Below are 22,134 nucleotides of genomic sequence, written 5' to 3'. Positions count from 1 at the left end.
AAGTTAAAGTTTGATTATCTTAGCTTAAACAAAACTAAAAGCACATGTTTATTTCAACTTTCTAATCGTCTTAATTATGCTCAAAAAAATTATACTTACCATCTGTTTTTTGTGCACCACCAACGTGTCTATTCATGCGCAAACAGAAACGAGTCTCAAAGCTGTGAATCAAGTTTGGGAAAAATTCTATGACGCTTTTGCGAATTTGGATGAGACCATCATGGCAGAAATACATTCTAAAAATCTCATCAGAATTTCAGGTGGGAATCGCATTTTAGACTATGACAACTATATCAATAATTACAGAAGGCAATTTGCAAGTAATAAAGCGAATCAACGGACTAATCATATTGCCTTACGTTTTTTCGAGCGCCTGCATGACGAATCTATAGCAAGTGAAAGAGGTGTGTATAGACTAACGATTAACAAAGGAAAAGAAAACGAACAACATTATTACGGCCAATTTCATGTTATTTTAGTAAAAGAAAATAAGGTTTGGAAGATTTTAATGGACTATGATTCTACAGCGTTTGATACCATTGGTAAAGAAGCTTTCGACAAAGCTTATAGCATCACAGACTTTGATAAATTCTTAAATTAAACAGGTCCCTTAGAGGTGGGACACAAACACGCATACCTGCAAGGTTAACTTGGCATTTCAAAAGATTTTTGTCATTAAAATACCATACCTTTGCTTAAAATTATTTGAATGTCATTTAAGGACTTAAAACTCAACAAACCCATTTTAAGAGCTATTGCCGAGGCAGGTTACGATGAACCAACCTTAGTACAAGAACAAACCATCCCTATTGTATTAGAGCATACGGATGTTATTACGTCTGCTCAAACAGGTACAGGTAAAACAGCTGCATTCGCACTGCCTATTTTGCAGTTATTGTTTGATCGACAAGATGCCCCTAAAAAAGGTAAAAAAATTCGTGCTTTAATTGTAAGTCCGACGCGAGAATTGGCCATTCAAATTGCAAAAAATTTCAGCACTTATGGCAAACATACCAATTTAAGGTCTGCTGTGATTTTTGGCGGCACATCCATAGAGCCACAAAAGGATATTTTAGAAAAAGGGATAGATATATTGGTTGCAACACCTGGTCGGTTATTAGATCTTCACAAACAAGATCTAATCAATTTAGACTACATCGAAATATTTGTATTAGATGAAGCCGACTTAATGTTGGATATGGGCTTTATTGATGATGTTAAGAAGATTGAACGTCTTTGTCCAGAATCTAAACAAACGCTGCTATTCTCTGCCACCATGCCATACAAAGTAGAGCAGCTGGCGAATGACATTCTTAAATCACCAAAACGCATTGAAGTAACACCCACCTCATCTGCAGCAAAAAATGTAAGTCAGGTTTTGTATTATGTGCCGAAACGCAACAAAATTGAATTGTGTCTTCATTTGTTACGCAACGAAATAAAAGGAAGTATTCTTATCTTTAGACGTACAAAATTTGGCGTCGATAAATTGCACCAAACCTTATTGAAGAACGGTTATAATGCCGAACGTTTGCATGGCGACCGATCTCAGACTGAGAGACAAAATGCCTTGGCAGATTTCAAGCGTAACAAAGTAACTATTCTGATAGCAACAGATGTTGCTGCTCGTGGGATTGACATAGACGCCTTAGATGCTGTCATCAACTTTGATTTACCCAACGTTCCTGAAACCTATGTTCACCGCATTGGTAGAACTGGACGTGCTGAGAATTTAGGACATGCTTATTCGTTTTGTTCAGCAGATGAAAAGACCTATGTCAAAAGTATTCAGCAATTGATTAATGTTCAAATTCCAATCGCAGAAAACCATCCGTATCCTTTAGATCCAAAGGCAAAACCTATCGTTCACAAGAAAAAAGGAAGCAAATATAAAAAAGGCCGTAAAAGTCAGGCTTCCAAGAAGAAAAAGAAACGATGGTATTAATTATTTGTGCTATTATATTCTAAAAGTCAGTATATTTAAATCTGTATTGTAAACTTACAGATGAACAACGATTACAAAAAGGCTGGATTTAAAGAACTTCTAAAACGTCTGCAAGAGGAAAGCTGGCAACTAGAGCTTATTATCTCTGGGTTTGCCATATACGGTTTATTTACCTCATTAGAGGCCATTTCCAATCAATTAAAAGAGGCCCAAAACGAGCAAATGATTGTGTCGTTTATTTTTTATGCTGTCATTTTAGTATCTGCAGGTATTTTACTCTTCAACTTATTGCTTCATGTGCTCTTGCGCGGTTTATGGATTGGTGCTTTGGGTTTGCGCTATGTATCAGGTGATATTGACTACAAAAAGCTTAATTATAGTGAAAAATTTGATCGCTATCTCCGCAAACGTGTTGGTTCATTTGATAAGTATATTGCCACACTAGAAAATTACTGCAGTATCATATTTGCGGTATCCTTTCTACTCATTTTTTATGTCTTAGCGTTTACATTCACTCTGGTGACCATTGTATTAATTGGCCGCTATATAATAGATAATGATGCGCTCCCCTCATGGTTGTCTAAATTTATAGGGATTAGCTTAATCATATTCCTCATTTTTGGGATGCTTATCACCTTTGTAGACTTTATCACACAAGGCTTTCTCAAAAAGAAAAAATGGCTTTCCAAACTCTACTTCCCTATTTATTGGGTCTTTAGTTTTATTACATTATCGTTTTTATACAGACCTTTGGTTTATAATTTTTTAGATAATAAATTCGGAAAACGCTTAAGTTTTTTACTGATACCTGTGTACTTCGGTATCTTACTTTTAACCTCATTTAAATATAAAACCTCCAATTATTTTGAGCTTAATGATAGGTCTAGCAGCTATTACGCTAACCCTAAAAATTATGAAAACGAATTAGTGGGTGAAAAGGAATATATTGACGACGTCGCTATTCAATCTAAAGTAATAGACGAGCATTTTGTGAAGGTCTTTATTGTGTTCTCTGAAAATGTAGAGAATCGTATTTACAGATTAAACCCATCGCTACAACCAGAAGAAGACCAACGAGGATTTGGAAGTGAAATTAACGTTAATTCTGAATGGTCCACAAAATTCATCAATGACAGTACAAAGCTGGAATACATTAAAACTTTCAATCAGATTTATGGTGTCTCTATCGATAGTATTAGCTATCCTTCAGATTTTATCGTGTCTCGAAGTAAAACGAAAGAATTAGGCTTTGAAACCTATTTAAGCACTAAAAATCTAGCCGAAGGCAAGCACTTACTGAAAGTCAATCGCATGGCAATTGACCCAAAAGACAAAGACACGAGCTATTGGAAAGTCGCTCATATTCCCTTTTGGCACTTCAAGTAATTAGGTGTCTAATCGGTTATCAAAATAGCGCTTTAGCAACGGGACTTGAATACAAATCATCAGTGCAAATAAAACTAAAGTGTAGATTAAAGTCTGAGAGAGTTTCACCTCTTCCATTGGATTCTTAACGCTGTAATCAGCATAGTGCTCTAAACCTAATCGAGTCATCCATGAGCTATCCATTTCCGCAGTACCAAAGGCAACATAGGCAACAATTGTGGCAACACCAATAGCAATAAACACCCACACACGTTTTGAAATAAGAGGTACATACGTTGTTACCTTAGATTTTTTCAAAGCTAAAATCTCAGACATCACACGTTGCGTAAAATCTAAGGAGGGCTGCTCCAAAGAGGCTTTACCTACCAACTTACGGGTTAAGTTATCAAGGCTTTTATCTGCGTTCTCTTTCATAATACTCTAATATTTCAGGTTCCAATTGCTGTTTTAAAATAGTTGCCAGTTTTTTTCGGCATCTAAACAATTTTACTTTAATGGTGTTTGCCGAAATTCCAACAATTTTTGATATTTCCTCCAAAGACAAATCGTCAAAATAATACAAGGTTAATAAAAAACTATCTTCACTTGGTAATTGATCGATACAGTTCGCAATAGCTTCTTCTCGCTCCTTTATCTCCATGCGCTCCAAAGCATTGTCAATAGTTTTTACTTGATGCTCTGTAAACGCATTGATTTCAACATCGTTCATAAATTTCCTGTTTTTCTTAATACGATCCAAGCAGGAATGATATGCGACTTTATAAATCCAAGTCGATAATTTAGAATCACCTTTAAACGTATCTAACGATTTAAAAATCTTAACAAATGTGTCTTGCGCCACCTCCTCTGCTTCCTCTCTATTTTTGAGCATACGCAGTGCCAAAGTAAACACCAAATCTTTGTAATTATCAACCAATGCCGAAAAGGCGCTCGTTTGGCCATCGATAATTTGATTGATGAGTATTTGATCGTTGTTGGTGGTCATTTTTACATTTTGACGACACCTTACACGACTTGGTTACACCAATTGCAAAAAACTTTTTTCATAAAAAGTGTAACCAAAATTCAAAACTCGTCGTCATAAGCTCAGAACACATAAAATTAATCAATTAAAAAACAACATTATGGAAGAACTACTTATACCACTCAGCTTTTTTCTAGCCATCTTCGGAATGGTTTACCTGTATCTATCAACACGCAACAAGGAACGACTTGCGCTCATTGAAAAAGGAGCAGATGCTAGCATATTCATGCGTGGCAAGTCTCATACTGCACCCATTTGGAAAGTGCTCATCTTAAATCTGGCACTCTTATTAATGAGTATAGGTGTGGGTATTTTTATCGCTTCCATCTTAGATTACAGTCTTGGAGTTGATGAAGATGTCGCTTATCCAGGCACCATATTTTTAATGGCAGGAATCGGACTCTTTGTAGGCTTTACCATGACCAAGAATTTAGACAAAGAGTAACTTCCAACAAATCGCTAATCAATCACTAATGAAACCGCTAACGATGTTAGCGGTTTTTTTGTTCCAATCAATTAAAGAAATATTAAATATGAGACACTCAATCCTATATTGGTAAATGTCATCGCACTCTAAACTAGATTATGTATCTTTAAGTTTTATAACACTCATAGCTACGTCATGTACCTAAAAACAACCTACATCACCATATTAAGTCTTTTGTGCCTAAATGTCGGAATCGCACAAACCCAAATCCTTGATAGCGACACTAGCTATCCTGTTTCTTACGCTACCATTTCTTTTGGTGACGGACAAGGTTTATTTGCTGATGACGATGGTGTGTTTATTTTCACAAAAAAACTTTATTCAGACGTAGATACACTATACATTTCTGCACTTGGTTATAAAGATGTGTCAATTGCAACCAACCAATTACCCAAAACCATCCCAATGCAGATGCAGGCCGATAAGTTGGATGAAGTTATTGTAAATGTTATTGTAGATAGAAAATTTAAAGAGGAGACTCTTAAACCTTATCTCGATGATGACTATTACAAATGTTGGCTTCCCACCATTGAAAGTGAGATCGCTGTGTTTTTTGATAATAATGATGAGCAATTAAAAAAAATCACTTCTGTCATTTTTCCTATCACACTGGAATCCAGAGATTGGAAAAAAAGAAAACGTGCCAATGCTGATAAACGAAAATTCTCAACCTTATTCAAAGTGAAATTTTATAAGAATGATAATGGTTACCCAGGAGATGTTATGACCTATACCAATATTGTTTTTAGAGCTACAGAGAAAAATGGTGATACTTTCGAGCTCGATGTTACTGAACACGACTTATTTTTCCCAGACGACGGCTTTTTTGTCTCGCTGCAAGTATTAGGTTACACTGACGATAATGGCAAACTATTGCCTAATAAAAAATATAAAGAAATTAAATCCAAAAATGGTGTTGTAAAAATACCAACCAACTTCAGACCGTTGTTACCCTTTACTAATGAGATTGACGCGCACAAGACCTATATTAGGCGGGTTTTTATCAATGGTAACGAATGGGTACAATTTAAGCAAGGAAATGGTATCGAATCGAGTTTATTACGCTCAAACCTAAAAAATTATGGTGTTGGGTTAAATTTTAATCGTTATAAAGATGACTAATCCGTGGCACTTATACCTTATGGCAATCATCTACGTTCTGGCTGGACTAATGCATTTTGTCAAGCCAAAAATGTATATGCGAATTATGCCACGATATCTACCTAATCATAAATTGCTAGTATATTTAAGCGGTTTTGCTGAAGTGATTTTAGGCATTGGTTTACTATTCGCTTCAACGAGATCATTAGCCATTTATGGTATTATAGCGATGCTTTTAATATTTCTGCTGGTGCATTTCTATATGCTTTCGAGTGAAAAAGCAGGTGCTGGCATTCCAAAATGGATACTCATTCTCCGGATTCCATTGCAGTTTGCTCTAATGTATTGGGCTTGGACCTATCTTAGCTGAAACGTTCTGTTTTTAACCAAAAAGTTCCAAACCCAAATTTCAACTTATGTGGTAGGTGATTGTCGTTGTTTGATTTTTCTTCTGATAATAAGAACCGTCACAATTCCTACAAGAATCAATGGCCAGAAATAGAAAAGTCCGATAATGACATTCTCGATCAAATTCCAACCAAAACTCAAACCTTCTTTACTTTTAGACAAAAAGGTTTTTGAATAGCTTTCTGGCTCCTCTTGATAAGCAACAGTTTCATACAAATCTATTTGAATTGTACTATAAGACACTTTGTGAGTTAAATAGTTTAGTCGGCCTTCAGCTGCTTCAATTTCTTCTTGAATGAGGCGTAATTTTTCTTCGGTCTTTAAAATATCTTCAACGGTTTCAGCATTTTTCCGAAGTATCGTTTCATAACGTCGTTTTACTTCTTTTTTGGTTTCCAAACGCGATTGAATATCCATATATTCTTCGGTCACATCTTTGGTTGTAATGTTTTCATAATCAACAAATTCCACAATAGCTCCAATGGAGTCCATCATCACATCAAAATAATTTTGAGGCACCTTAATCGTAAATCGGTTCTCTTTCTTGTAAAGATTGTTTTCAAACCGTAATTCAGATATATAAGCATGGTATTTCTGAGCCATGACTTTGATGCTTTTCGTGGTGTGATTTACATTGTCTACTTTATAACGTGCAGATGCGGTTTTAATAATCTTAATATCCTTCGGAATTTGGCTCGTAGCCATACCTGTTTGAATGTGTTTTTCCTGCTCCTGGTCTTCCAGTAAACTCAAAGCATTATAGTCCTCTTGCAACGCTACACTTGACACCGAAACTTCTTCTTTATATAAACCGTTTTCCTGACAAGCCGATATGGCTGTAAGCCCTAAAAGGAAGATGAGTAATTTAATTGTTGATTTCTCTAAGATTGCTTTCATAATTTTATATTTTTAATGATTATGTCACGAATTTAGATACCGAGTTGGAGCAGCCTTTGTAAAGGGCTTGTAAAGCTTTGGTAAATTAATTTACAACCTACTAAACAGGTAATAGTCAATTGAATCCAGAACAGTCATATCACTTTGAAAGTTTAAAAAATGCCGTGCGTTCTAAATTTTTGGAAACGCATAGTGCACCAAATAACTTTAGTGATTGGGATGGCGAAACAATCGTTTTGTTTCAAGAAGATTTAAGCGCTATCGTCAATGCCAAAGTGAGTGAAAAATGGTTCTATACGTATTTTAAGAATAATGCGAACAAATTACCAAGAATAGACATGCTTCATCTTTTAAGTGCCTATGCTGGTTTTGACAATTGGCATGTCTTTAAAAGTAACCATGTTTTTAATCCCACAACCAACTCAAAAAGAAAATTTCCGTGGCTCGTCATGCTCCTTCCAGTCATTGTCGTTTTTTTTGTGACCATGAAATCCAAGAACACTTTCGAGTTTTGTTTTGTGGATGATCTCTCCTATTCATCGTCAATAAACAAACCTATTGACATCAAAATTCTAAAAGAAGGTGAGTCGCCTCTATATTTTAAAACCGATAGCCTCGGTTGTTTTAATTACAAGACGCGAGAGGATGCCATCACTTTTGTAGTGTCGTCTCCCTACCACAAGACGGATACCATCATAAGAAGCATTGACCACAACAACAATAAAACAGTGAAGCTTACTAGCGACGTTTATGCCTTAATGTTAGAGTATTATACCCACGGCAATATCAAAGATTGGTCCAAGCACAAATCAAAACTTGAGCAGCTCATTCATGATGACGCTCAGATCTACAGACTTTACAGTCATAATATTGGTGTGGAAGTCTATTCTAAGGATGAATTTGTACGCTTATTAACCATTCCTACGAAAGCTTTAAAGCGTATTAAAATATTAGATAAGCACTCTAAAAACAATCAAATAACCACCTTAAAATTTAGTATTGAATGAGACCTATTATCTACATATTGTGCTTCTTAATGTTCTGGTCTTGTAAGGATAATCTCGAAAAGAGTACAGACCTTAAGATGCTTGAGGAATCTAAATCTGATTTTATGGATGCGCCATTTTCTGCGGAAGACTACAGCATTCAAAAACTTGAGGAATATGTTGATCTTATACAGTTGAAAAATGATCATCCGGAGTTTAGAAACACTATTGATGATGAACTTAACACCTATATAATAGATAGCTTAACAGCCTTAAAATATCCTAAAGGATTTAAAATTTCGAACATCCAAGCCAAGAAAAAGGAAAAGCCATTACAACCCATGCAGGATATGATACAGCTAACATACACTGTAACTACAAGCGAAGCAACCGTAAAAGACTCTATCATAGCTATTATTAGTAGTGCTTATATTGACATGGATGGTACCACACAAATTTCTAGATCCATTCATTTTATAAAGTGAATTGATATTTCCCATAGAATACCTTAAATTAGTAGAACAACTAAGAACCAAAATAGAAAATCAAACAGCATAACGATATGGCTTTTATCGATTATTATAAAATATTAGGAATTGACAAAAACGCGTCAGTAACCGACATTAAGAAAGCTTATCGCAAATTAGCGCGTAAATATCATCCAGATTTAAACCCTAATGATAAAGAAGCTGAGCTCAAGTTCAAACAGGTCAACGAAGCCAATGAGGTTTTGAGCAATCCTGAAAATCGCAAAAAATATGACACCTATGGCGAAAACTGGGAACACAGTGACGCCTACGAACAAGCTAAGCAGCAGCAACAGCAGCAGCGACAATCACAACAACAATATCAGCAATCAGCTGGATTTGAAGATGGCGATTACTCCGATTTTTTTGAGAGCATGTTTGGTGGTGGCTTTTCTCGCAGCAATCGTCAAGGACCTATTAAATTTCGAGGTCAAGATTTTAATGCCCAATTACAGCTGACGCTCCGAGATGTTTACACCTCCCAAAAGCAAGTGCTTACGGTGAACGGGAAAAATATTCGGCTTACCATTCCTGCAGGTGTTAGCAATGGGCAAATCATTAAAATAGCTGGAAAAGGCGGCAAAGGAAGAAATGGCGGACCTGATGGTGATTTATACATTGAATTTAATATTCGTAACAACACGTCTTTTAAACGCGATGGAGACAACCTATACACAAAAATCGATCTTGATCTTTATAAAGCGATATTAGGTGGTGATATGACCGTTAACACATTTGACGGCAAAGTTAAGTTGCAATTAAAACCATTAACTCAAAACGGCACTCAAGTAAAATTAAAAGGGAAAGGTTTTCCTAAATATAAAAAAGACGGGCAATACGGTGACTTATACATCACTTATAACATTAAAATTCCAGAAAAGTTGACCGAGAAAGAACGTTCGCTTTTTGAGGAACTCTCAAAATTGAAATCGGCATGAAAGATTCACAACTAATACCCATAAAAGATCTCTGTACACATTATCAAGTTGAGATGACATTTTTTAATGAATTAAAAAGTCACGGACTTATAGAAGTTGTCACAATGGAGGAGACCTACTGTGTACACCAAGATCACATTGCTAATTTGGAAAAAATGATTCGACTACACAACGAATTAAACCTCAACTTTGAAGGGATTGATACCGTATTCAATATGCTTGAAAAAATTGAAGACTTAAAGATGGAACTCAATGCCGTTAAAAATCGACTTCGTCGTTATGAAGATTTCTAATAATTAAGGCGTTGAGTTGGAGACTTGCAGCACTTTACCATTGTAATACTTATTCCCTGTAAGTGCGAAGTCTTGTATGTATTCTGCCATTTGTAATGCTGTTGTTGGTGCTTGATAATCTGGAAATGCTTCTTTTAACATTTCAGTTTGAACGGCACCTAAAGCCAAAACATTAAACTGCGGACCTGTCTCCTTGTATTCTTCGGCCCATAGTTCGGTTAGAGTAATGACAGCGCCTTTACTGGAGCTATAGGCTGCCAAACCGGGAAATTTCATACTTCCTTGTATGCCTCCCATGGAACTAATGGTTACCACATGGCTATCAGATTTCATAAAAGGTAAGATAACCCGTGTCAATTCTGATACACCAAAAACATTGGTTTGATACACTTTGGAAAAATCCGCTAATGTGGTTTCTGAAAATGGTTTATTCAATAATAACCCTGCATTGTTGATCAGTATATCCACATGTTGAAACTCTTCTGAAACAAACCGCTCAACTTTTTTATAGGCTTCAGCCTCACACAAATCGAATTCGAATGCTGAGATAGTGTCAAGCTGAAGGTTACTAATAGGTTTTGCATTTCTGGATAAGGCCAAAACACGATGACCTTGACGTGCAAATAATTGTACAAGCTCAAAGCCTATACCTCTACTGGTTCCAGTAATGATGATGTTTTTACTCTTCATACATCTTAATTTCTCGAGTCGCTGTGCGGCTCATTTTTTCAATAGCAGGTATGGTTTTATTTATCAGATTTGCCATAAATTCATAATCCAATTTATCAATTTCATCATCGACATGATGATAAAAATCAAAGTTGGTCAAATCACATGACGAGATAGTTTGGCAAGGCAAATTAAACTGTTGGTAAAACGGATAGTTATCTGATCGTTTAAACAAACTGTACTTTTTAGCCACTTCAGAATAACCAATGAGCTTGTTACCAACATATTCGTTTATTTTATCCGCCATATTCGAAAGTTCATAGCCTGTTACAAAAGCCTCATAATCGCGATCCTTAAAAGGCACACCAATCATTTCAAAATTAAGCATCGTATAGAGATTCACATCGTCTTGCTTTAGTCTTTCAGCCAAATGTTTAGAGCCCAACAATCCCATTTCTTCTGCCGTAAACAAGGCCACAATAATACTTCGTTTATTGCTTTTATTGGCGGCGAAATATTTGGCTATTGCCATCACAGCACTCGTACCAGCTGCATTATCATTAGCGCCATTGGCTATAGAATCACCATCCACAACTTTACCCTTGCCAATATGATCGTAATGTGCTCCCAAAAGAATGACTTCATCCTTGAGTGCTTCATCAGAACCTTCAATAAAACCAACGACATTAAACGCATCCAATTCCTTTACTTTAAATTGATCGCGATAACTGTCGCCAAAATAAGGTTTGACACCATAAGACTTCAACTGATTTTCAATAAAGGTAGCAGATTCATCAATACCAGATGTACCAGTATTTCTTCCCATTCGGTCATCGGATGCTAAATAGGCCACTAAGTCTTTGACTTCTGAACTTGTCACCTCTGAGGTTTTGGACTCCTTGTTACCTGATGATTTACAACTGAATACAAGTAACAAAACAAGCAATGATAAAATATGTCTCATGTGATATAAATTTAGACTTTAAAGATAAAAAAACCTGAATCAAATTACCGATTCAGGTTTCTAATATTAAAACTATTTTAGTATTTAAATAAGCGTTTTACACCAACATGGTCACTGGGTTTTCAATATAACCTTTCAATGTTTGAAGGAATTGAGCACCTGTGGCACCATCAACCGTTCTATGATCACAGGCTAAACAGAGTTTCATGGTATGACCTACCACAATTTTCCCCTCCTTAACAACTGGTTTCTCTACAATATTTCCTACGGAAAGTATGGCTGAATTAGGCTGATTGATAATAGACGTAAAACTATCAATACCAAACATACCTAGATTAGACACGGTAAACGTACTACCTTCCATTTCTTGAGGTGTCAATTTTTTATTCCTAGCTTTACCAGCCATTTCTTTAACCTCAGCGCCAATTTGTGGTAAGGTTTGCTCATTGGCAAATCGAACAACTGGCACTACCAGACCATCTGGAACCGCAACCGCCACACCAATATGAACGTGGTGGTTCAGGCGCATTTTATCAGCAAACCACTGTGAATTCACTTGTGGATGCTGCTTTAAGGCTAAGGCACAAGCCTTAACAATCATATCGTTGTAAGAAATTTTGGTATCTGGAATGGAATTAAATTGCTGACGGAAAGCTATCGCATTTTCCATATCAAACTCCACGTTCAAATAATAATGAGGTGCCGTAAATTTAGACTCAGCCAAGCGCTTCGCAATCACTTTACGCATTTGTGAATGATTGACCTCTTCAAAATCCTCTTGACCCATTGGCACAAATTTCCCAACAGATGCAGCAGATGTTCCTGGAGTGAAATTCTCTATATCACGTTTTACAATTCTACCATTTTCTCCTGTACCATTAACTTGAGACAAGTTAATACCTTTATCTTCAGCCATTTTTTTAGCTAAAGGTGATATGAAGATACGACCATCGTTGGACGTGCTCGTCTTTACTTCTTTAGGTGTTTCCTTTTTGGTTTCAGTAGCTGGTTGAGGCGCTTCAGCTTTGGATGCTTCTTTTTTAGGAGCTTCTGATTTTTCCGCTTTTGAAGACGAATCACCTTCAGCTTTAAAGTTCTTAGCAACATTAGACACATCGGTGCCTTCAGGTCCTATGATTGCTAAAAGAGCATCAACCTTGGCAGATTCTCCTTCGTCCAAGCCTACGTGCAATAAGGTTCCAGATTGAAACGATTCAAATTCCATCGTCGCTTTATCGGTTTCAATTTCAGCTAATATATCGCCTTCTTCAACAGTATCACCTACCTTTTTCAGCCAAGTAGCCACTGTACCTTCTTCCATTGTATCACTTAGTCTAGGCATCGTCACAACAGTAACACCTTCAGGAATCTCAGCATCTTCTGAGTCCGATTCAGAAGATTTAGATTTAGAGTCGTCAGTATCTGTTTCTTTACTTTCTTCCGTAGCCTCAGGTGCTGATTCTTCGGTATCATCTTCTTGAGATGTTTCTTTTTCTGCTTCGGAAGTATTGCCATCTAACAGTCCGGAAATGTCTTCACCCTCATCACCAATAATGGCCAACAGTGTATCAACTTTAGCTGTTTCACCTTCCTCAATTCCAATATGTAGCAAAGTCCCTTCATTAAAGGATTCAAACTCCATTGTCGCTTTGTCAGTTTCTATTTCAGCTAAAATATCACCTTCCTCTACCTTGTCACCTACTTTTTTCAACCAAGCAGCAACAGTGCCTTCTTCCATGGTGTCGCTCAAACGCGGCATGTTAATTACTTCTGCCATAGTTTATATTTTGTGTTGTATAAATGGATAATCTTCTTGCTCATAAACCGCATCGTACATTACATTCTTCTCTGGATATGGCGATTCTTCAGCGAACTTTTCGCATTCGCTCACTAATTTCTTGACACGTTTATCAATAGCTTTGATCTCATCTTCAGTAGCATATTTATTCTCTAAAATAATATCCTTAACCTGAGTAATCGGATCAATTTTTTTGTATTCCTCAACCTCGTCCTTTGTTCTGTAGTGCTGAGCATCACTCATTGAGTGTCCTCGATAGCGGTATGTTTTTACCTCTAAAAATGTTGGTCCTCCACCTTTTCTTGCGCGTTGAATGGCTTCATCAAAGGCCTCTGCTACTTTAATAGGATTCATGCCATCCACTGGTCCACAAGGCATTTCGTAACCTAGTCCTAGTTTCCAAATATCTGTGTGGTTTGCAGTTCTCTCGACTGACGTTCCCATAGCGTAACCATTATTCTCACAGACAAATACCACTGGTAAGTTCCAAAGCATTGCTAAATTAAATGTTTCATGTAATGATCCTTGACGAGCAGCACCATCACCAAAGCAACAAATAGTCACAGCGTCAACATCATGATACTTATCACCAAAAGCTATGCCTGCACCTAAAGGAATCTGTCCGCCCACAATGCCATGCCCACCGTAGAAACGATGCTCTTTTGAGAAAATATGCATAGATCCTCCTAAACCTTGTGAAGTTCCAGTTGCCTTTCCATACAATTCTGCCATGACGCGTTTGGGATCAACGCCCATTCCTATCGGCTGTACGTGGTTTCTGTAAGCCGTGATCATCTTATCCTTTGTTAAATCCATAGCGTGTAAGGCTCCTGCCAATACCGCTTCTTGACCATTGTATAAGTGAAGAAAACCTCTTACTTTTTGTTGAATATATACTGCGGCTAGTTTGTCTTCAAACTTTCTCCAGAATAGCATATCCTCATACCATTTGAGGTAAACCTCTTTTGTGATTTTTTGCATTGGTAACGTTAATTATTTAAACGAATAACAAAAGTAACACTTTAGTTAGTAATGAAAAAACCCAAAATCGTAAAATTTCTTTCGAAAACGTTATAGAAAACTCCTATCGAAGCCTAATGGTAATAAATTAGCCAAAGAGTTTGATTTTACCACCTTTCCTGAAGTACCCATGAAATATATTTCAATAGGCAAGTCTTGTTTCACTTCATATTCGGCAATCGATTGTCTACAGGCACCACAAGGTGGAATTGGTGTCTCAGTACCATTAGATTTTGAGCCTGCAGTTATCGCCATTTTTATAATTTTCGCTTCCGGAAATTTAGCGCCTGCATAGAAGATCGCTGTTCGTTCTGCACATAATCCAGATGGATAGGAGGCGTTTTCCTGATTGCTTCCAATAACCACTTCTCCATTATCTAATAGAATAGCCGCTCCAACCAAAAACTTCGAATAGGGTGCGTAAGCTTTTAATCGTGCCTCTTTCGCTTTTTCCATAAGGGATATAATGTCATTTGGCAATTCATTAAAATCATCATATACCGTTAACTCCGACGTTATTTTTACTTGCTTCATCAGTACCTATTTTAGACAAAAAAACTATTGTTTTCAGACAATAGTTTTTTGTAAGATCCTATTTATTGACTACTAATATTCATCATATTCTCCATCACCAAAATTAAAGGTCAATGAAAATCTCAATGTATTTTCTAACGGACTCTGTATTTTAGAGGCCGAAAACAAATATGACAAGTCAATATTAATTGTTGTATACTTAAAACCTGCACCTAGAGCAAAGAATTTTCTAGCCCCTTTTTCATCACTTTCATTAAAGTAACCTGCTCTAAACGCAAAAGAGTCTTGGTAAAGGTACTCAGCGCCTAAAGCCCAAGTAAATTCTTTTAATTCTTCACTAAAACCTCCTGGTGCATCACCAAATGATTGAAAAACACCCGACAAGAAACTAACATCGTTAGACTGTCCACCTGTAATAATAGTCGGCTCACTTTCATCAATATCTGGTGTTGATGTATCATCAGCTGTTTGTTCGCCATCACCATTGGTATCAACAAACCCAAAAACAGGCGGAGTTGGCACTAAAAGCTTAGTTACCTCAGCCGTAATTCCTAGTTTATTATAATCGTCAAAGATAAAATCGAAGCCACCTCCTACTCTCAAGTTCGTTGGTAAAAAGTTTTCTCTTCCGCCATCATCATATTTAATTTTAGGCCCTAAATTTTGAATAGCAAAACCTAAACGTGTTCTACCATTAAAACTGTCGTAGGCTTCTTCTTCACTTTGGTAAAATCCAGAGATATCTACACCAAAAGACCCAGCAGCACTTGCATTCGCATCTACCGCCTGGATTCTTAGGTCTGAACGTAAGTATCGTAAAGCAACAGACATTGCAAATTGATCAGCCAATCTTAAAGAATAGGACGCATCTACTGTAAACTCATTCGGTTTTTCAATCAATGGCTCTGAAAACTCGTCAGGACGAATTTCTATTTCACCTAACCCAAAATATTTAAAGCTAAAACCAAATGAACTTCTTTCATCGATACGGTTAAAGTATGTAAGATAAGCGATAGATATGTCATTTACCAATTTACTCAAGTATGGTGTATAACTCACAGCGATGCCTGATTTGGCTTCAGAAAACGTGTATTTGGCAGCATTCCATTGCTGGGAATAGGCGTCTACCGATGTGGCAACTCCCATATCTCCCATTCCAGCGGATCTAGCATCAGGTGCAATCAACATAAAAGGCACACCAGTGGTTATAACTGTTGACTAATTTGGAAATGTGATTGTTTCTTGAGCATTACTAAGGTTAAATACTGTAAGTGCAATTAGGGCTAAAATGTATTTTTTCATATGTAATTTCATGTTCATATCAATGCAAAGCTGCAGAGATTATATTAAGCAAATATAAATTTTTATTATAGTATGACAAGTTTTTCAATTTTTTCAACCTGTTTATTCAAACGATTAGATCTCACTTTTAGTTTATAAATATAAACACCTTTACCTATTTTGTCTCCAAAATCATCACGACCATCCCAAACAATATCCTTAGATAGCGAGCTAGTGACCTTACCACCTCCTGAGGTTTGACCATTTAAAGTTCTGACCAATTTACCAGAAACAGTGAATATCTGTACTGAAACGTCTAAAACATCAGAACTATTGTGACTGAACCAAAATTCCGTGTAATCAATAAACGGATTCGGGTAATTTAAAACATTACTAATCACTAATTCCTCGTCTTTATCGCGCACCACGAATTCTATTTGTGAAACGGACGCATTGTTATATACATCCCACGCCTTTAAGGTCAACGTATGTAATCCTGGTTCCAAATCTCTGAAAGGATAGGTAACTTCGCCATTTTGATAATCATCAACATTGGATTGATAGTAATCGTTCAAAACAAAAGGATTTGTTTCATCTCCATCTATGATGGCCGTGATATCATGCCCAATACCGCTGGCCGTATTGATCCCATTCTCATCCTGAAGCTTCGCTAGCAAGGTGGGCTGTTCATTCGTGATACCGCCTGACACAAAATTCTCATCATTCATGAATAACGTAATGACAGGACCTTGGTTATCTTCTTCAGCGTTTTCATTGATCCCTCCAAACTGGAGGTCAAAATTAGAACCTGATTTATCATCTAATATATTGTCTTGTTTAGAATAGAAACTCACCTTTCCTGGTCCCACCGGAATGCCTAAATCACGTGGCACTACAAATTCAAATTCAAATTCACCATTCGTTACTGTCGCTTGACCTTTAAATAAGGTTTCGCCTAAGGTTTTGAAATTTAAAATTATTAAAGAGCCGTTCTCCGTCACACCATTATTACCTAAGGTTTGTCTGTCGATTTCTTTATCAAAGACTGTAGCTGTTAAGATCCCATTATAATTATCTAAGAAATTTCCGGCTGTGTCGTAAACTTGACCTGATAATTTGACTCTATCTAATGCTTTAATCGGTTCATTGAATTCACTTAAATTCACATCGTTAACTTTCGTTAATCGAACTTCTGGTTTCGCAAATGCTAATTTCATGGCTGGATCTCCAATATAAAACACTAAAGACCTCTGGTTAATCCCTACAATGGAAGGATCATTTTTCGTTAAACGCAAGGCTTCGGCCATGCTAATACTCTCGTTAGTCCCGAAGTTAAATAAGAATTCACCCAGTTTTTCATTAATCGATACACCAACAGTCACAAAAATTTGTCTGGTCGTTGTGATGAGTGATATCGCACCTCCTTCTTTGTTCCAATACGTATACTCACCAGCTGTCGGACGTTGTGGGTTATCGAATTTAGTATACTCACACGTTACGGTCACAAATAAGGAGAACTTACATAAATTCCGAACATCTTGAGCATCCACTTTTGTGAAAATTCGTTCAGCCGCCAGACCATCTTCACCGCCGTGACCAAAATAATTAACGACAAGAGCTCCAACATCTAACGCATCTTTAACAGCTTTGTTGACTTTTGGAAAACGCTCGCCACTGGATGTTGATTCTTGCTGAAATGCATCAGAATGAATCTTCACTACATTCATAAATGGTTTTTCATCGGTAACTTCATTGCCAATAGCATCCGTTGTATTTTGTAGTACTTTTTCCCATGCTTCGTCCACATCATCCGAAATCGTCAAAAAATTATTTCTCCAACTTCCAAAAGCTTCCGCAGCATAATATCCTTCAATTTTATCCACCAATTCTTTTGCCTGCTGCGGTGAGTTTGCCAAAATCCGTCCAACGGCTATATCGAGCCTACCATTAGTGACATTCCCTTCATTTTCGTCCATGAAACCGTAGAAATCATCCGATATAAATGAAGACGTTAAACTAAAACTTTCAACAGAATTCCAAATCGGTACAATATTCGTGTTATTTGAAATTCTATTCTTATAATCGTATGAAGCATCACCAAATAAACATAAATACTTTAGACGCCTACCTGGACTACTAGCATTATCATATACATATTTTACCATGTTTCTGATAGCAGCTACGTCCTGATTTCCTGAACTAAACTCGTTATAAATTTCATTTAAGGTCACTACTTTAACATTGAGATTGTATTGCTCTCTGTTTATTTGCGCTAAACGCTCTGCTTGAGTGACGTAATTATTATGAGCCACGATGATGTAATCAATATCCTCGAAAACGCCTTGACTGTTTAAGAAAATTTCACCTTTAATATTTTGGTTACTCACTGAAGTATTGGCATCTCTAGACGGCTGCAAATATTCAAGACTCGTAAGTGTGATATATGTTTTTAGGGATCCAGCCACATCTTTAAAACTGAGCGTTTGACTTTGATCGCTATTCACAACAGTCTTTACGTTGTATTTATCTGAAATATCCCAAACCTCTTGTACGTTGCTAGCATTACTTAAAGTATACTCAGCAATTCCTGACTCTGAAGCTACTTGATTATTTTTAAAAAGTAATTGCGTGCCTTCAAAAATTAATTGACGTGTGGCTTCAACAGAAATATAATCGAGATAACCTAGTGCAGAAGGATTGCCATTGTTGTTGTAAACCAAATCGACTGTAAGGGTTTCAGAATTCAAGGTGACATCGTCACTATACGTTCGACCATATGCTAATACAGGGTCATCGATAGGATTAAAATTCAACGTACTCACGAGGTTGTTATTTAGTAGTACTTGCATATTAGATCCTGCTGTTTCACTGACGCCTGCTACTAAAACTTTGACTGATGCCGGTTCAGAAGTGACAAGGTTTGGAAATTCAAAGGAATAGGATTTTTCATTCTCGATATCAAAACGGTCGCCAAACCATCGTCTTCCTATTTTGGCAATATTAAACTCATCTACCTCGTAAAACTGATAATCTTGAAAGGTATCGATTTGCAAGGTACTGTCACCTGTTGGCTGATTTAAGGGCTGAATACGTTTTCCAAAACCGCCATTGGTAGTCACAAAGAAATAAGCTTTATCAGAATAGGCATTGATGTTTGTATTACTATCTGCATTGTACCCTGTAGGTCCTTCAGCATAAAATAAAATGTAATCGTCATCATTAAATACACCATCGGATTCACCAACGAAACGAATCGCATTTTCTTGAAGGTCTAAAGGATAAAACTCGCTGTTGGCTTTTGGAAGCATACTACCACCATTACCATACACCTTAATGGTTCTTGGATCTACATTAGTGTTTACGCCAATCGAGTTCAAAAAACTTTTACTCAGTCTAAAGATACCTGTTTTATCTACATAAAATTTATGCCAATCTCCTGTTCTTAATACGGAATTCGTAATTTCTTGAGTGGATGCACCAGACCTATTTGGATTGTTTCCATATTGATAGGTCACAGAAAAACTCGTGATTTTTTTATAAACCCCTTGATCTTTAATAATTGGCGTTATCTCTAAATATGCGGAAATATTCCCGCGTTCTATGGCATTCTGAAGTGTTATTTTTGGTGCTTTTGGTAAGTTTTGAAGTGGTAGTTCTTTGAGATCTGCTACAGCAATAGTTTGATAAGTGACTTGTGACAGCTCTACAGAATTTTCATCAATGTATGACGACTCTTCCCATTGTGCAAAAAATCGCAACCCTGTATTTCTAGTAAAACTAAAATGATTCTTATCAAACGACGGAATTTCTATTTGAGAAGACGCCGTTCCAAATAGTTTAGAAGATTCCCAACTAATTGTGAATTCTTTTTGCTGTGAAAAACCAAATACAGAGGTTAATATTGAAAATAATAGTAAAAATTCTTTCATAGTTACATAACGTCTACACCTTCATGATATTATAAGGTCTCAATTTTTTATTCAAAATTACAACAATAATTAATTTATTCAATCGTTATTAAAGACAAAATACATCGATAAACTGGTTAAAAATCCGTTATTGTGTACAAAAAAGAGGATGAAATGCATTTTTTTTTGCATGAATTTGCCAAAAAATGTTGTTAGTTTACCTTTAATTACTATATTGCGTCTCTAAAATTAAATTAGCTTACTTAAAAAGTATGGATATGAAAAACGTCTTAAATCTAAAGATACTATTAGCCCTAGTACTATCTTTTACAATTGTTAGCTGTAGTAGGAATTCTTCCTCAAGTAACGTCTCTAGAGCAACAGGATGGAAAATCAATGACAAAAACGGTGGTTTTCAATATAATGACAAATTCCAAGAACAAGAAACTGGACCAGGTCTGGTTTTTATTGAAGGTGGTACATTTACCATGGGAAAAGTTCAAGATGATGTGATGCATGATTGGAACAATACACCAACACAACAGCATGTTCAGTCTTTTTACATGGATGAAAGTGAGGTGACCAATAAAATGTACACCGAATACTTGGATTGGATTAAAAGAACCTATCCACCAGAAGAAGAGAATTACCGATTAATTTATGAAGGTGCTCTTCCAGATACCTTGGTTTGGAGAAATCGTTTAGGTTATGCTGAAATGATGACTGAAAACTATTTACGTCATCCTGGATACGGTGAATACCCTGTTGTTGGAGTAAGCTGGATTCAAGCGGTTGAATTTGCAAACTGGAGAACAGATCGTGTCGCTGAAATGGATTTACAAGAGGCAGGTTATTTAGAGAGAGATTCTCATTTAACTTCTTCAGCGGAAAGTAATTTCAATGTAGACACGTATATCAATGCTCCTACACAAACCTATGGTGGCAATGATTCAATTATCAATCCAGAAAAGACGAGACGTCGTGCACAAGTTACGGCTGCGGGTGATACTATTAATCAATATGCTAGAAGAGAATCTGGTCTCATATCACCAGATTACAGATTACCGACAGAAGCAGAATGGGAATATGCAGCACTTGGAATGAGTGAATTGAGAAGTTTTAATGTTTACAGAGGACGAAAAAAATATCCTTGGGACGGTCAATATACCCGTTCAGGAAAGCGTAAAACTAAAGGAGATCAATTAGCAAACTTTAAACAAGGTAAAGGTGATTATGGTGGTATTGCAGGTTGGTCTGATGATGGCGCTGATATTACTGCGCAAGTAATGTCATACGAACCAAACGATTACGGTTTATATGATATGGCTGGTAACGTTGCCGAATGGGTGGCGGATGTTTACAGACCTATCGTTGATGATGAGTTTAATGATTTCAATTATTATAGAGGTAACGTTTATACGAAGAATGCCATTAATGAAGATGGAACTGTAAAAATTGTAACACCTGAAGAAATTGTTTATGATACTTTAAGTAACGGACAAATTGTCGCAAGAAACTTACCTGGAGAGATTCTTCAAGTGGGTGTTGACGAAGATGACACTTACCTAAGAACTAATTTTGATAAGAGCGACAACAGAAACTTTAGAGATGGTGATGTAAGATCGTCTCGTCAATATGCGGATAGCTTTGGAGATGAAGATGTTGACGATGGTGAAACATCTACACGTAAAATGTACAATTCGCCACAACACAATGTTGAAAGAGACTCTACAGGTGCTTTAATTAAAGAGTATGACACCTCTAACCAGAGAACATCCTTGATAAATGACGAAGTTAGAGTTTATAAAGGTGGTTCATGGAGAGATAGAGCTTACTGGATTGATCCAGCGCAACGAAGATATTTCCCACAAGACATGGCAACAGATTACATCGGTTTTAGATGTGCAATGTCTAGAGTTGGTTCCAAATCACAAGGAGGCGGAAAGAAAAGAAATTAATCTTTTTTAA

At 36.6% G+C, this 22,134-nt stretch carries 20 protein-coding genes and 1 pseudogene; 11 read left to right on the top strand and 10 right to left on the bottom strand.

Annotated elements, in window-relative coordinates; genetic code table 11:
- Positions 1 to 76 precede the first annotated feature (76 nt).
- The 3 genes from ACU8DI_RS09275 to ACU8DI_RS09265 all read left to right on the top strand — a co-directional run bounded on the left by ACU8DI_RS09275 (position 77) and on the right by ACU8DI_RS09265 (position 3,331).
- Entirely contained in the window at positions 77 to 601 is a 525-nt protein-coding gene (locus ACU8DI_RS09275; protein ID WP_447112496.1) for a nuclear transport factor 2 family protein, read from the top strand.
- Positions 602 to 709: 108 nt separating this feature from the next.
- On the top strand, positions 710 to 1,945 hold the full coding sequence (locus ACU8DI_RS09270) for a DEAD/DEAH box helicase (RefSeq protein ID WP_447112495.1): 1,236 nt from the start codon (positions 710 to 712) through the stop codon (positions 1,943 to 1,945).
- Between the two features lie 60 nt (positions 1,946 to 2,005).
- Positions 2,006 to 3,331 (top strand): hypothetical protein, encoded by a 1,326-nt coding sequence (locus ACU8DI_RS09265; protein WP_447112494.1) that lies wholly within the window; start codon positions 2,006 to 2,008, stop codon positions 3,329 to 3,331.
- On the opposite strand, the gene ACU8DI_RS09260 is transcribed toward ACU8DI_RS09265, so the two are convergent.
- Positions 3,332 to 3,745: a hypothetical protein gene (locus ACU8DI_RS09260; RefSeq protein ID WP_447112493.1), complete on the bottom strand. Its 414-nt coding sequence runs from the start codon at positions 3,743 to 3,745 to the stop codon at positions 3,332 to 3,334.
- Positions 3,726 to 4,316, bottom strand: a complete 591-nt coding sequence (locus tag ACU8DI_RS09255) for an RNA polymerase sigma factor (RefSeq protein WP_447112492.1) — start codon at positions 4,314 to 4,316, stop codon at positions 3,726 to 3,728. Before ACU8DI_RS09255 ends, ACU8DI_RS09260 begins: the two co-directional genes overlap by 20 nt.
- A 139-nt stretch (positions 4,317 to 4,455) precedes the next feature.
- Here ACU8DI_RS09255 and ACU8DI_RS09250 point away from each other — a divergent pair, with 139 nt between their 5' ends.
- From ACU8DI_RS09250 to ACU8DI_RS09240, 3 genes are all read left to right on the top strand, one after another.
- Positions 4,456 to 4,800 carry a DUF6249 domain-containing protein gene (locus ACU8DI_RS09250; RefSeq protein ID WP_447112491.1) on the top strand — a complete coding sequence of 115 codons (345 nt, stop codon included), beginning with the start codon at positions 4,456 to 4,458 and terminating at the stop codon, positions 4,798 to 4,800.
- A gap of 177 nt (positions 4,801 to 4,977) precedes the next feature.
- Entirely contained in the window at positions 4,978 to 5,964 is a 987-nt protein-coding gene (locus tag ACU8DI_RS09245) for a hypothetical protein (RefSeq protein WP_447112490.1), read from the top strand.
- Entirely contained in the window at positions 5,957 to 6,313 is a 357-nt protein-coding gene (locus ACU8DI_RS09240) for a DoxX family protein (protein ID WP_447112489.1), read from the top strand. The genes ACU8DI_RS09245 and ACU8DI_RS09240 overlap by 8 nt, the downstream gene beginning before the upstream one ends.
- Before the next feature lie 44 nt (positions 6,314 to 6,357).
- Here the strand turns inward: ACU8DI_RS09240 and ACU8DI_RS09235 are convergent, their stop codons facing one another.
- On the bottom strand, positions 6,358 to 7,248 hold the full coding sequence (locus tag ACU8DI_RS09235; protein WP_447112488.1) for a DUF4349 domain-containing protein: 891 nt from the start codon (positions 7,246 to 7,248) through the stop codon (positions 6,358 to 6,360).
- Between the two features lie 179 nt (positions 7,249 to 7,427).
- On the opposite strand from ACU8DI_RS09235, the gene ACU8DI_RS09230 reads away from it, so the two are divergent.
- From ACU8DI_RS09230 to ACU8DI_RS09215, 4 genes are all read left to right on the top strand, one after another.
- The gene (locus ACU8DI_RS09230; RefSeq protein WP_447112487.1) at positions 7,428 to 8,255 is read left to right on the top strand and encodes a hypothetical protein; all 828 of its coding nucleotides are present in this window, start codon (positions 7,428 to 7,430) and stop codon (positions 8,253 to 8,255) included.
- Complete coding sequence (locus tag ACU8DI_RS09225; RefSeq protein WP_447112486.1) at positions 8,252 to 8,719, top strand: hypothetical protein; 468 nt, start codon at positions 8,252 to 8,254, stop codon at positions 8,717 to 8,719. Before ACU8DI_RS09230 ends, ACU8DI_RS09225 begins: the two co-directional genes overlap by 4 nt.
- Before the next feature lie 77 nt (positions 8,720 to 8,796).
- Positions 8,797 to 9,699, top strand: a complete 903-nt coding sequence (locus ACU8DI_RS09220) for a DnaJ C-terminal domain-containing protein (RefSeq protein WP_447112485.1) — start codon at positions 8,797 to 8,799, stop codon at positions 9,697 to 9,699.
- The gene (locus ACU8DI_RS09215) at positions 9,696 to 9,992 is read left to right on the top strand and encodes a chaperone modulator CbpM (protein ID WP_447112484.1); all 297 of its coding nucleotides are present in this window, start codon (positions 9,696 to 9,698) and stop codon (positions 9,990 to 9,992) included. Before ACU8DI_RS09220 ends, ACU8DI_RS09215 begins: the two co-directional genes overlap by 4 nt.
- Positions 9,993 to 9,995: 3 nt before the next feature.
- On the opposite strand, the gene ACU8DI_RS09210 is transcribed toward ACU8DI_RS09215, so the two are convergent.
- The 7 genes and pseudogenes from ACU8DI_RS09210 to porU form a co-directional block, all read right to left on the bottom strand.
- The gene (locus ACU8DI_RS09210) at positions 9,996 to 10,682 is read right to left on the bottom strand and encodes an SDR family NAD(P)-dependent oxidoreductase (RefSeq protein WP_447112483.1); all 687 of its coding nucleotides are present in this window, start codon (positions 10,680 to 10,682) and stop codon (positions 9,996 to 9,998) included.
- Positions 10,672 to 11,625 (bottom strand): M28 family metallopeptidase, encoded by a 954-nt coding sequence (locus tag ACU8DI_RS09205; protein WP_447112482.1) that lies wholly within the window; start codon positions 11,623 to 11,625, stop codon positions 10,672 to 10,674. Before ACU8DI_RS09205 ends, ACU8DI_RS09210 begins: the two co-directional genes overlap by 11 nt.
- Before the next feature lie 97 nt (positions 11,626 to 11,722).
- Positions 11,723 to 13,402, bottom strand: coding sequence for a pyruvate dehydrogenase complex dihydrolipoamide acetyltransferase (locus tag ACU8DI_RS09200; protein ID WP_447112481.1), 1,680 nt, complete (start codon positions 13,400 to 13,402; stop codon positions 11,723 to 11,725).
- Between the two features lie 3 nt (positions 13,403 to 13,405).
- Positions 13,406 to 14,404 carry a pyruvate dehydrogenase (acetyl-transferring) E1 component subunit alpha gene (gene pdhA / locus ACU8DI_RS09195; RefSeq protein WP_447112480.1) on the bottom strand — a complete coding sequence of 333 codons (999 nt, stop codon included), beginning with the start codon at positions 14,402 to 14,404 and terminating at the stop codon, positions 13,406 to 13,408.
- Between the two features lie 90 nt (positions 14,405 to 14,494).
- Entirely contained in the window at positions 14,495 to 14,977 is a 483-nt protein-coding gene (gene cdd / locus ACU8DI_RS09190; protein ID WP_447112479.1) for a cytidine deaminase, read from the bottom strand.
- Between the two features lie 72 nt (positions 14,978 to 15,049).
- Positions 15,050 to 16,279 (bottom strand): annotated as a pseudogene (gene porV, locus ACU8DI_RS09185) (type IX secretion system outer membrane channel protein PorV).
- 65 nt (positions 16,280 to 16,344) lie between these two features.
- Entirely contained in the window at positions 16,345 to 20,187 is a 3,843-nt protein-coding gene (porU, locus tag ACU8DI_RS09180; protein ID WP_447112478.1) for a type IX secretion system sortase PorU, read from the bottom strand.
- 251 nt (positions 20,188 to 20,438) lie between these two features.
- Here porU and gldJ point away from each other — a divergent pair, with 251 nt between their 5' ends.
- Entirely contained in the window at positions 20,439 to 22,124 is a 1,686-nt protein-coding gene (gene gldJ / locus ACU8DI_RS09175) for a gliding motility lipoprotein GldJ (protein ID WP_447112477.1), read from the top strand.
- Positions 22,125 to 22,134 lie beyond the last annotated feature (10 nt).

This window comes from Psychroserpens sp. BH13MA-6 (assembly GCF_052983595.1).
This window is presented reverse-complemented; position numbering and strand designations above follow the sequence as displayed.

What these genes read in the sequence shown, in the direction of transcription:
- ACU8DI_RS09225 (WP_447112486.1), top strand. Translation starts at nt 8,252, where the DNA reads ATGAGACCTATTATCTACATATTGTGCTTCTTAATGTTCTGGTCTTGT.
- pdhA (WP_447112480.1), bottom strand. Translation starts at nt 14,404, where the DNA reads ATGCAAAAAATCACAAAAGAGGTTTACCTCAAATGGTATGAGGATATG.
- gldJ (WP_447112477.1), top strand. Translation starts at nt 20,439, where the DNA reads ATGGATATGAAAAACGTCTTAAATCTAAAGATACTATTAGCCCTAGTA.
- ACU8DI_RS09210 (WP_447112483.1), bottom strand. Translation starts at nt 10,682, where the DNA reads ATGAAGAGTAAAAACATCATCATTACTGGAACCAGTAGAGGTATAGGC.
- ACU8DI_RS09265 (WP_447112494.1), top strand. Translation starts at nt 2,006, where the DNA reads ATGAACAACGATTACAAAAAGGCTGGATTTAAAGAACTTCTAAAACGT.
- porU (WP_447112478.1), bottom strand. Translation starts at nt 20,187, where the DNA reads ATGAAAGAATTTTTACTATTATTTTCAATATTAACCTCTGTATTTGGT.
- ACU8DI_RS09275 (WP_447112496.1), top strand. Translation starts at nt 77, where the DNA reads ATGCTCAAAAAAATTATACTTACCATCTGTTTTTTGTGCACCACCAAC.
- ACU8DI_RS09200 (WP_447112481.1), bottom strand. Translation starts at nt 13,402, where the DNA reads ATGGCAGAAGTAATTAACATGCCGCGTTTGAGCGACACCATGGAAGAA.
- ACU8DI_RS09235 (WP_447112488.1), bottom strand. Translation starts at nt 7,248, where the DNA reads ATGAAAGCAATCTTAGAGAAATCAACAATTAAATTACTCATCTTCCTT.
- ACU8DI_RS09260 (WP_447112493.1), bottom strand. Translation starts at nt 3,745, where the DNA reads ATGAAAGAGAACGCAGATAAAAGCCTTGATAACTTAACCCGTAAGTTG.
- cdd (WP_447112479.1), bottom strand. Translation starts at nt 14,977, where the DNA reads ATGAAGCAAGTAAAAATAACGTCGGAGTTAACGGTATATGATGATTTT.
- ACU8DI_RS09205 (WP_447112482.1), bottom strand. Translation starts at nt 11,625, where the DNA reads ATGAGACATATTTTATCATTGCTTGTTTTGTTACTTGTATTCAGTTGT.
- ACU8DI_RS09240 (WP_447112489.1), top strand. Translation starts at nt 5,957, where the DNA reads ATGACTAATCCGTGGCACTTATACCTTATGGCAATCATCTACGTTCTG.
- ACU8DI_RS09250 (WP_447112491.1), top strand. Translation starts at nt 4,456, where the DNA reads ATGGAAGAACTACTTATACCACTCAGCTTTTTTCTAGCCATCTTCGGA.
- ACU8DI_RS09270 (WP_447112495.1), top strand. Translation starts at nt 710, where the DNA reads ATGTCATTTAAGGACTTAAAACTCAACAAACCCATTTTAAGAGCTATT.
- ACU8DI_RS09255 (WP_447112492.1), bottom strand. Translation starts at nt 4,316, where the DNA reads ATGACCACCAACAACGATCAAATACTCATCAATCAAATTATCGATGGC.
- ACU8DI_RS09220 (WP_447112485.1), top strand. Translation starts at nt 8,797, where the DNA reads ATGGCTTTTATCGATTATTATAAAATATTAGGAATTGACAAAAACGCG.
- ACU8DI_RS09215 (WP_447112484.1), top strand. Translation starts at nt 9,696, where the DNA reads ATGAAAGATTCACAACTAATACCCATAAAAGATCTCTGTACACATTAT.
- ACU8DI_RS09245 (WP_447112490.1), top strand. Translation starts at nt 4,978, where the DNA reads ATGTACCTAAAAACAACCTACATCACCATATTAAGTCTTTTGTGCCTA.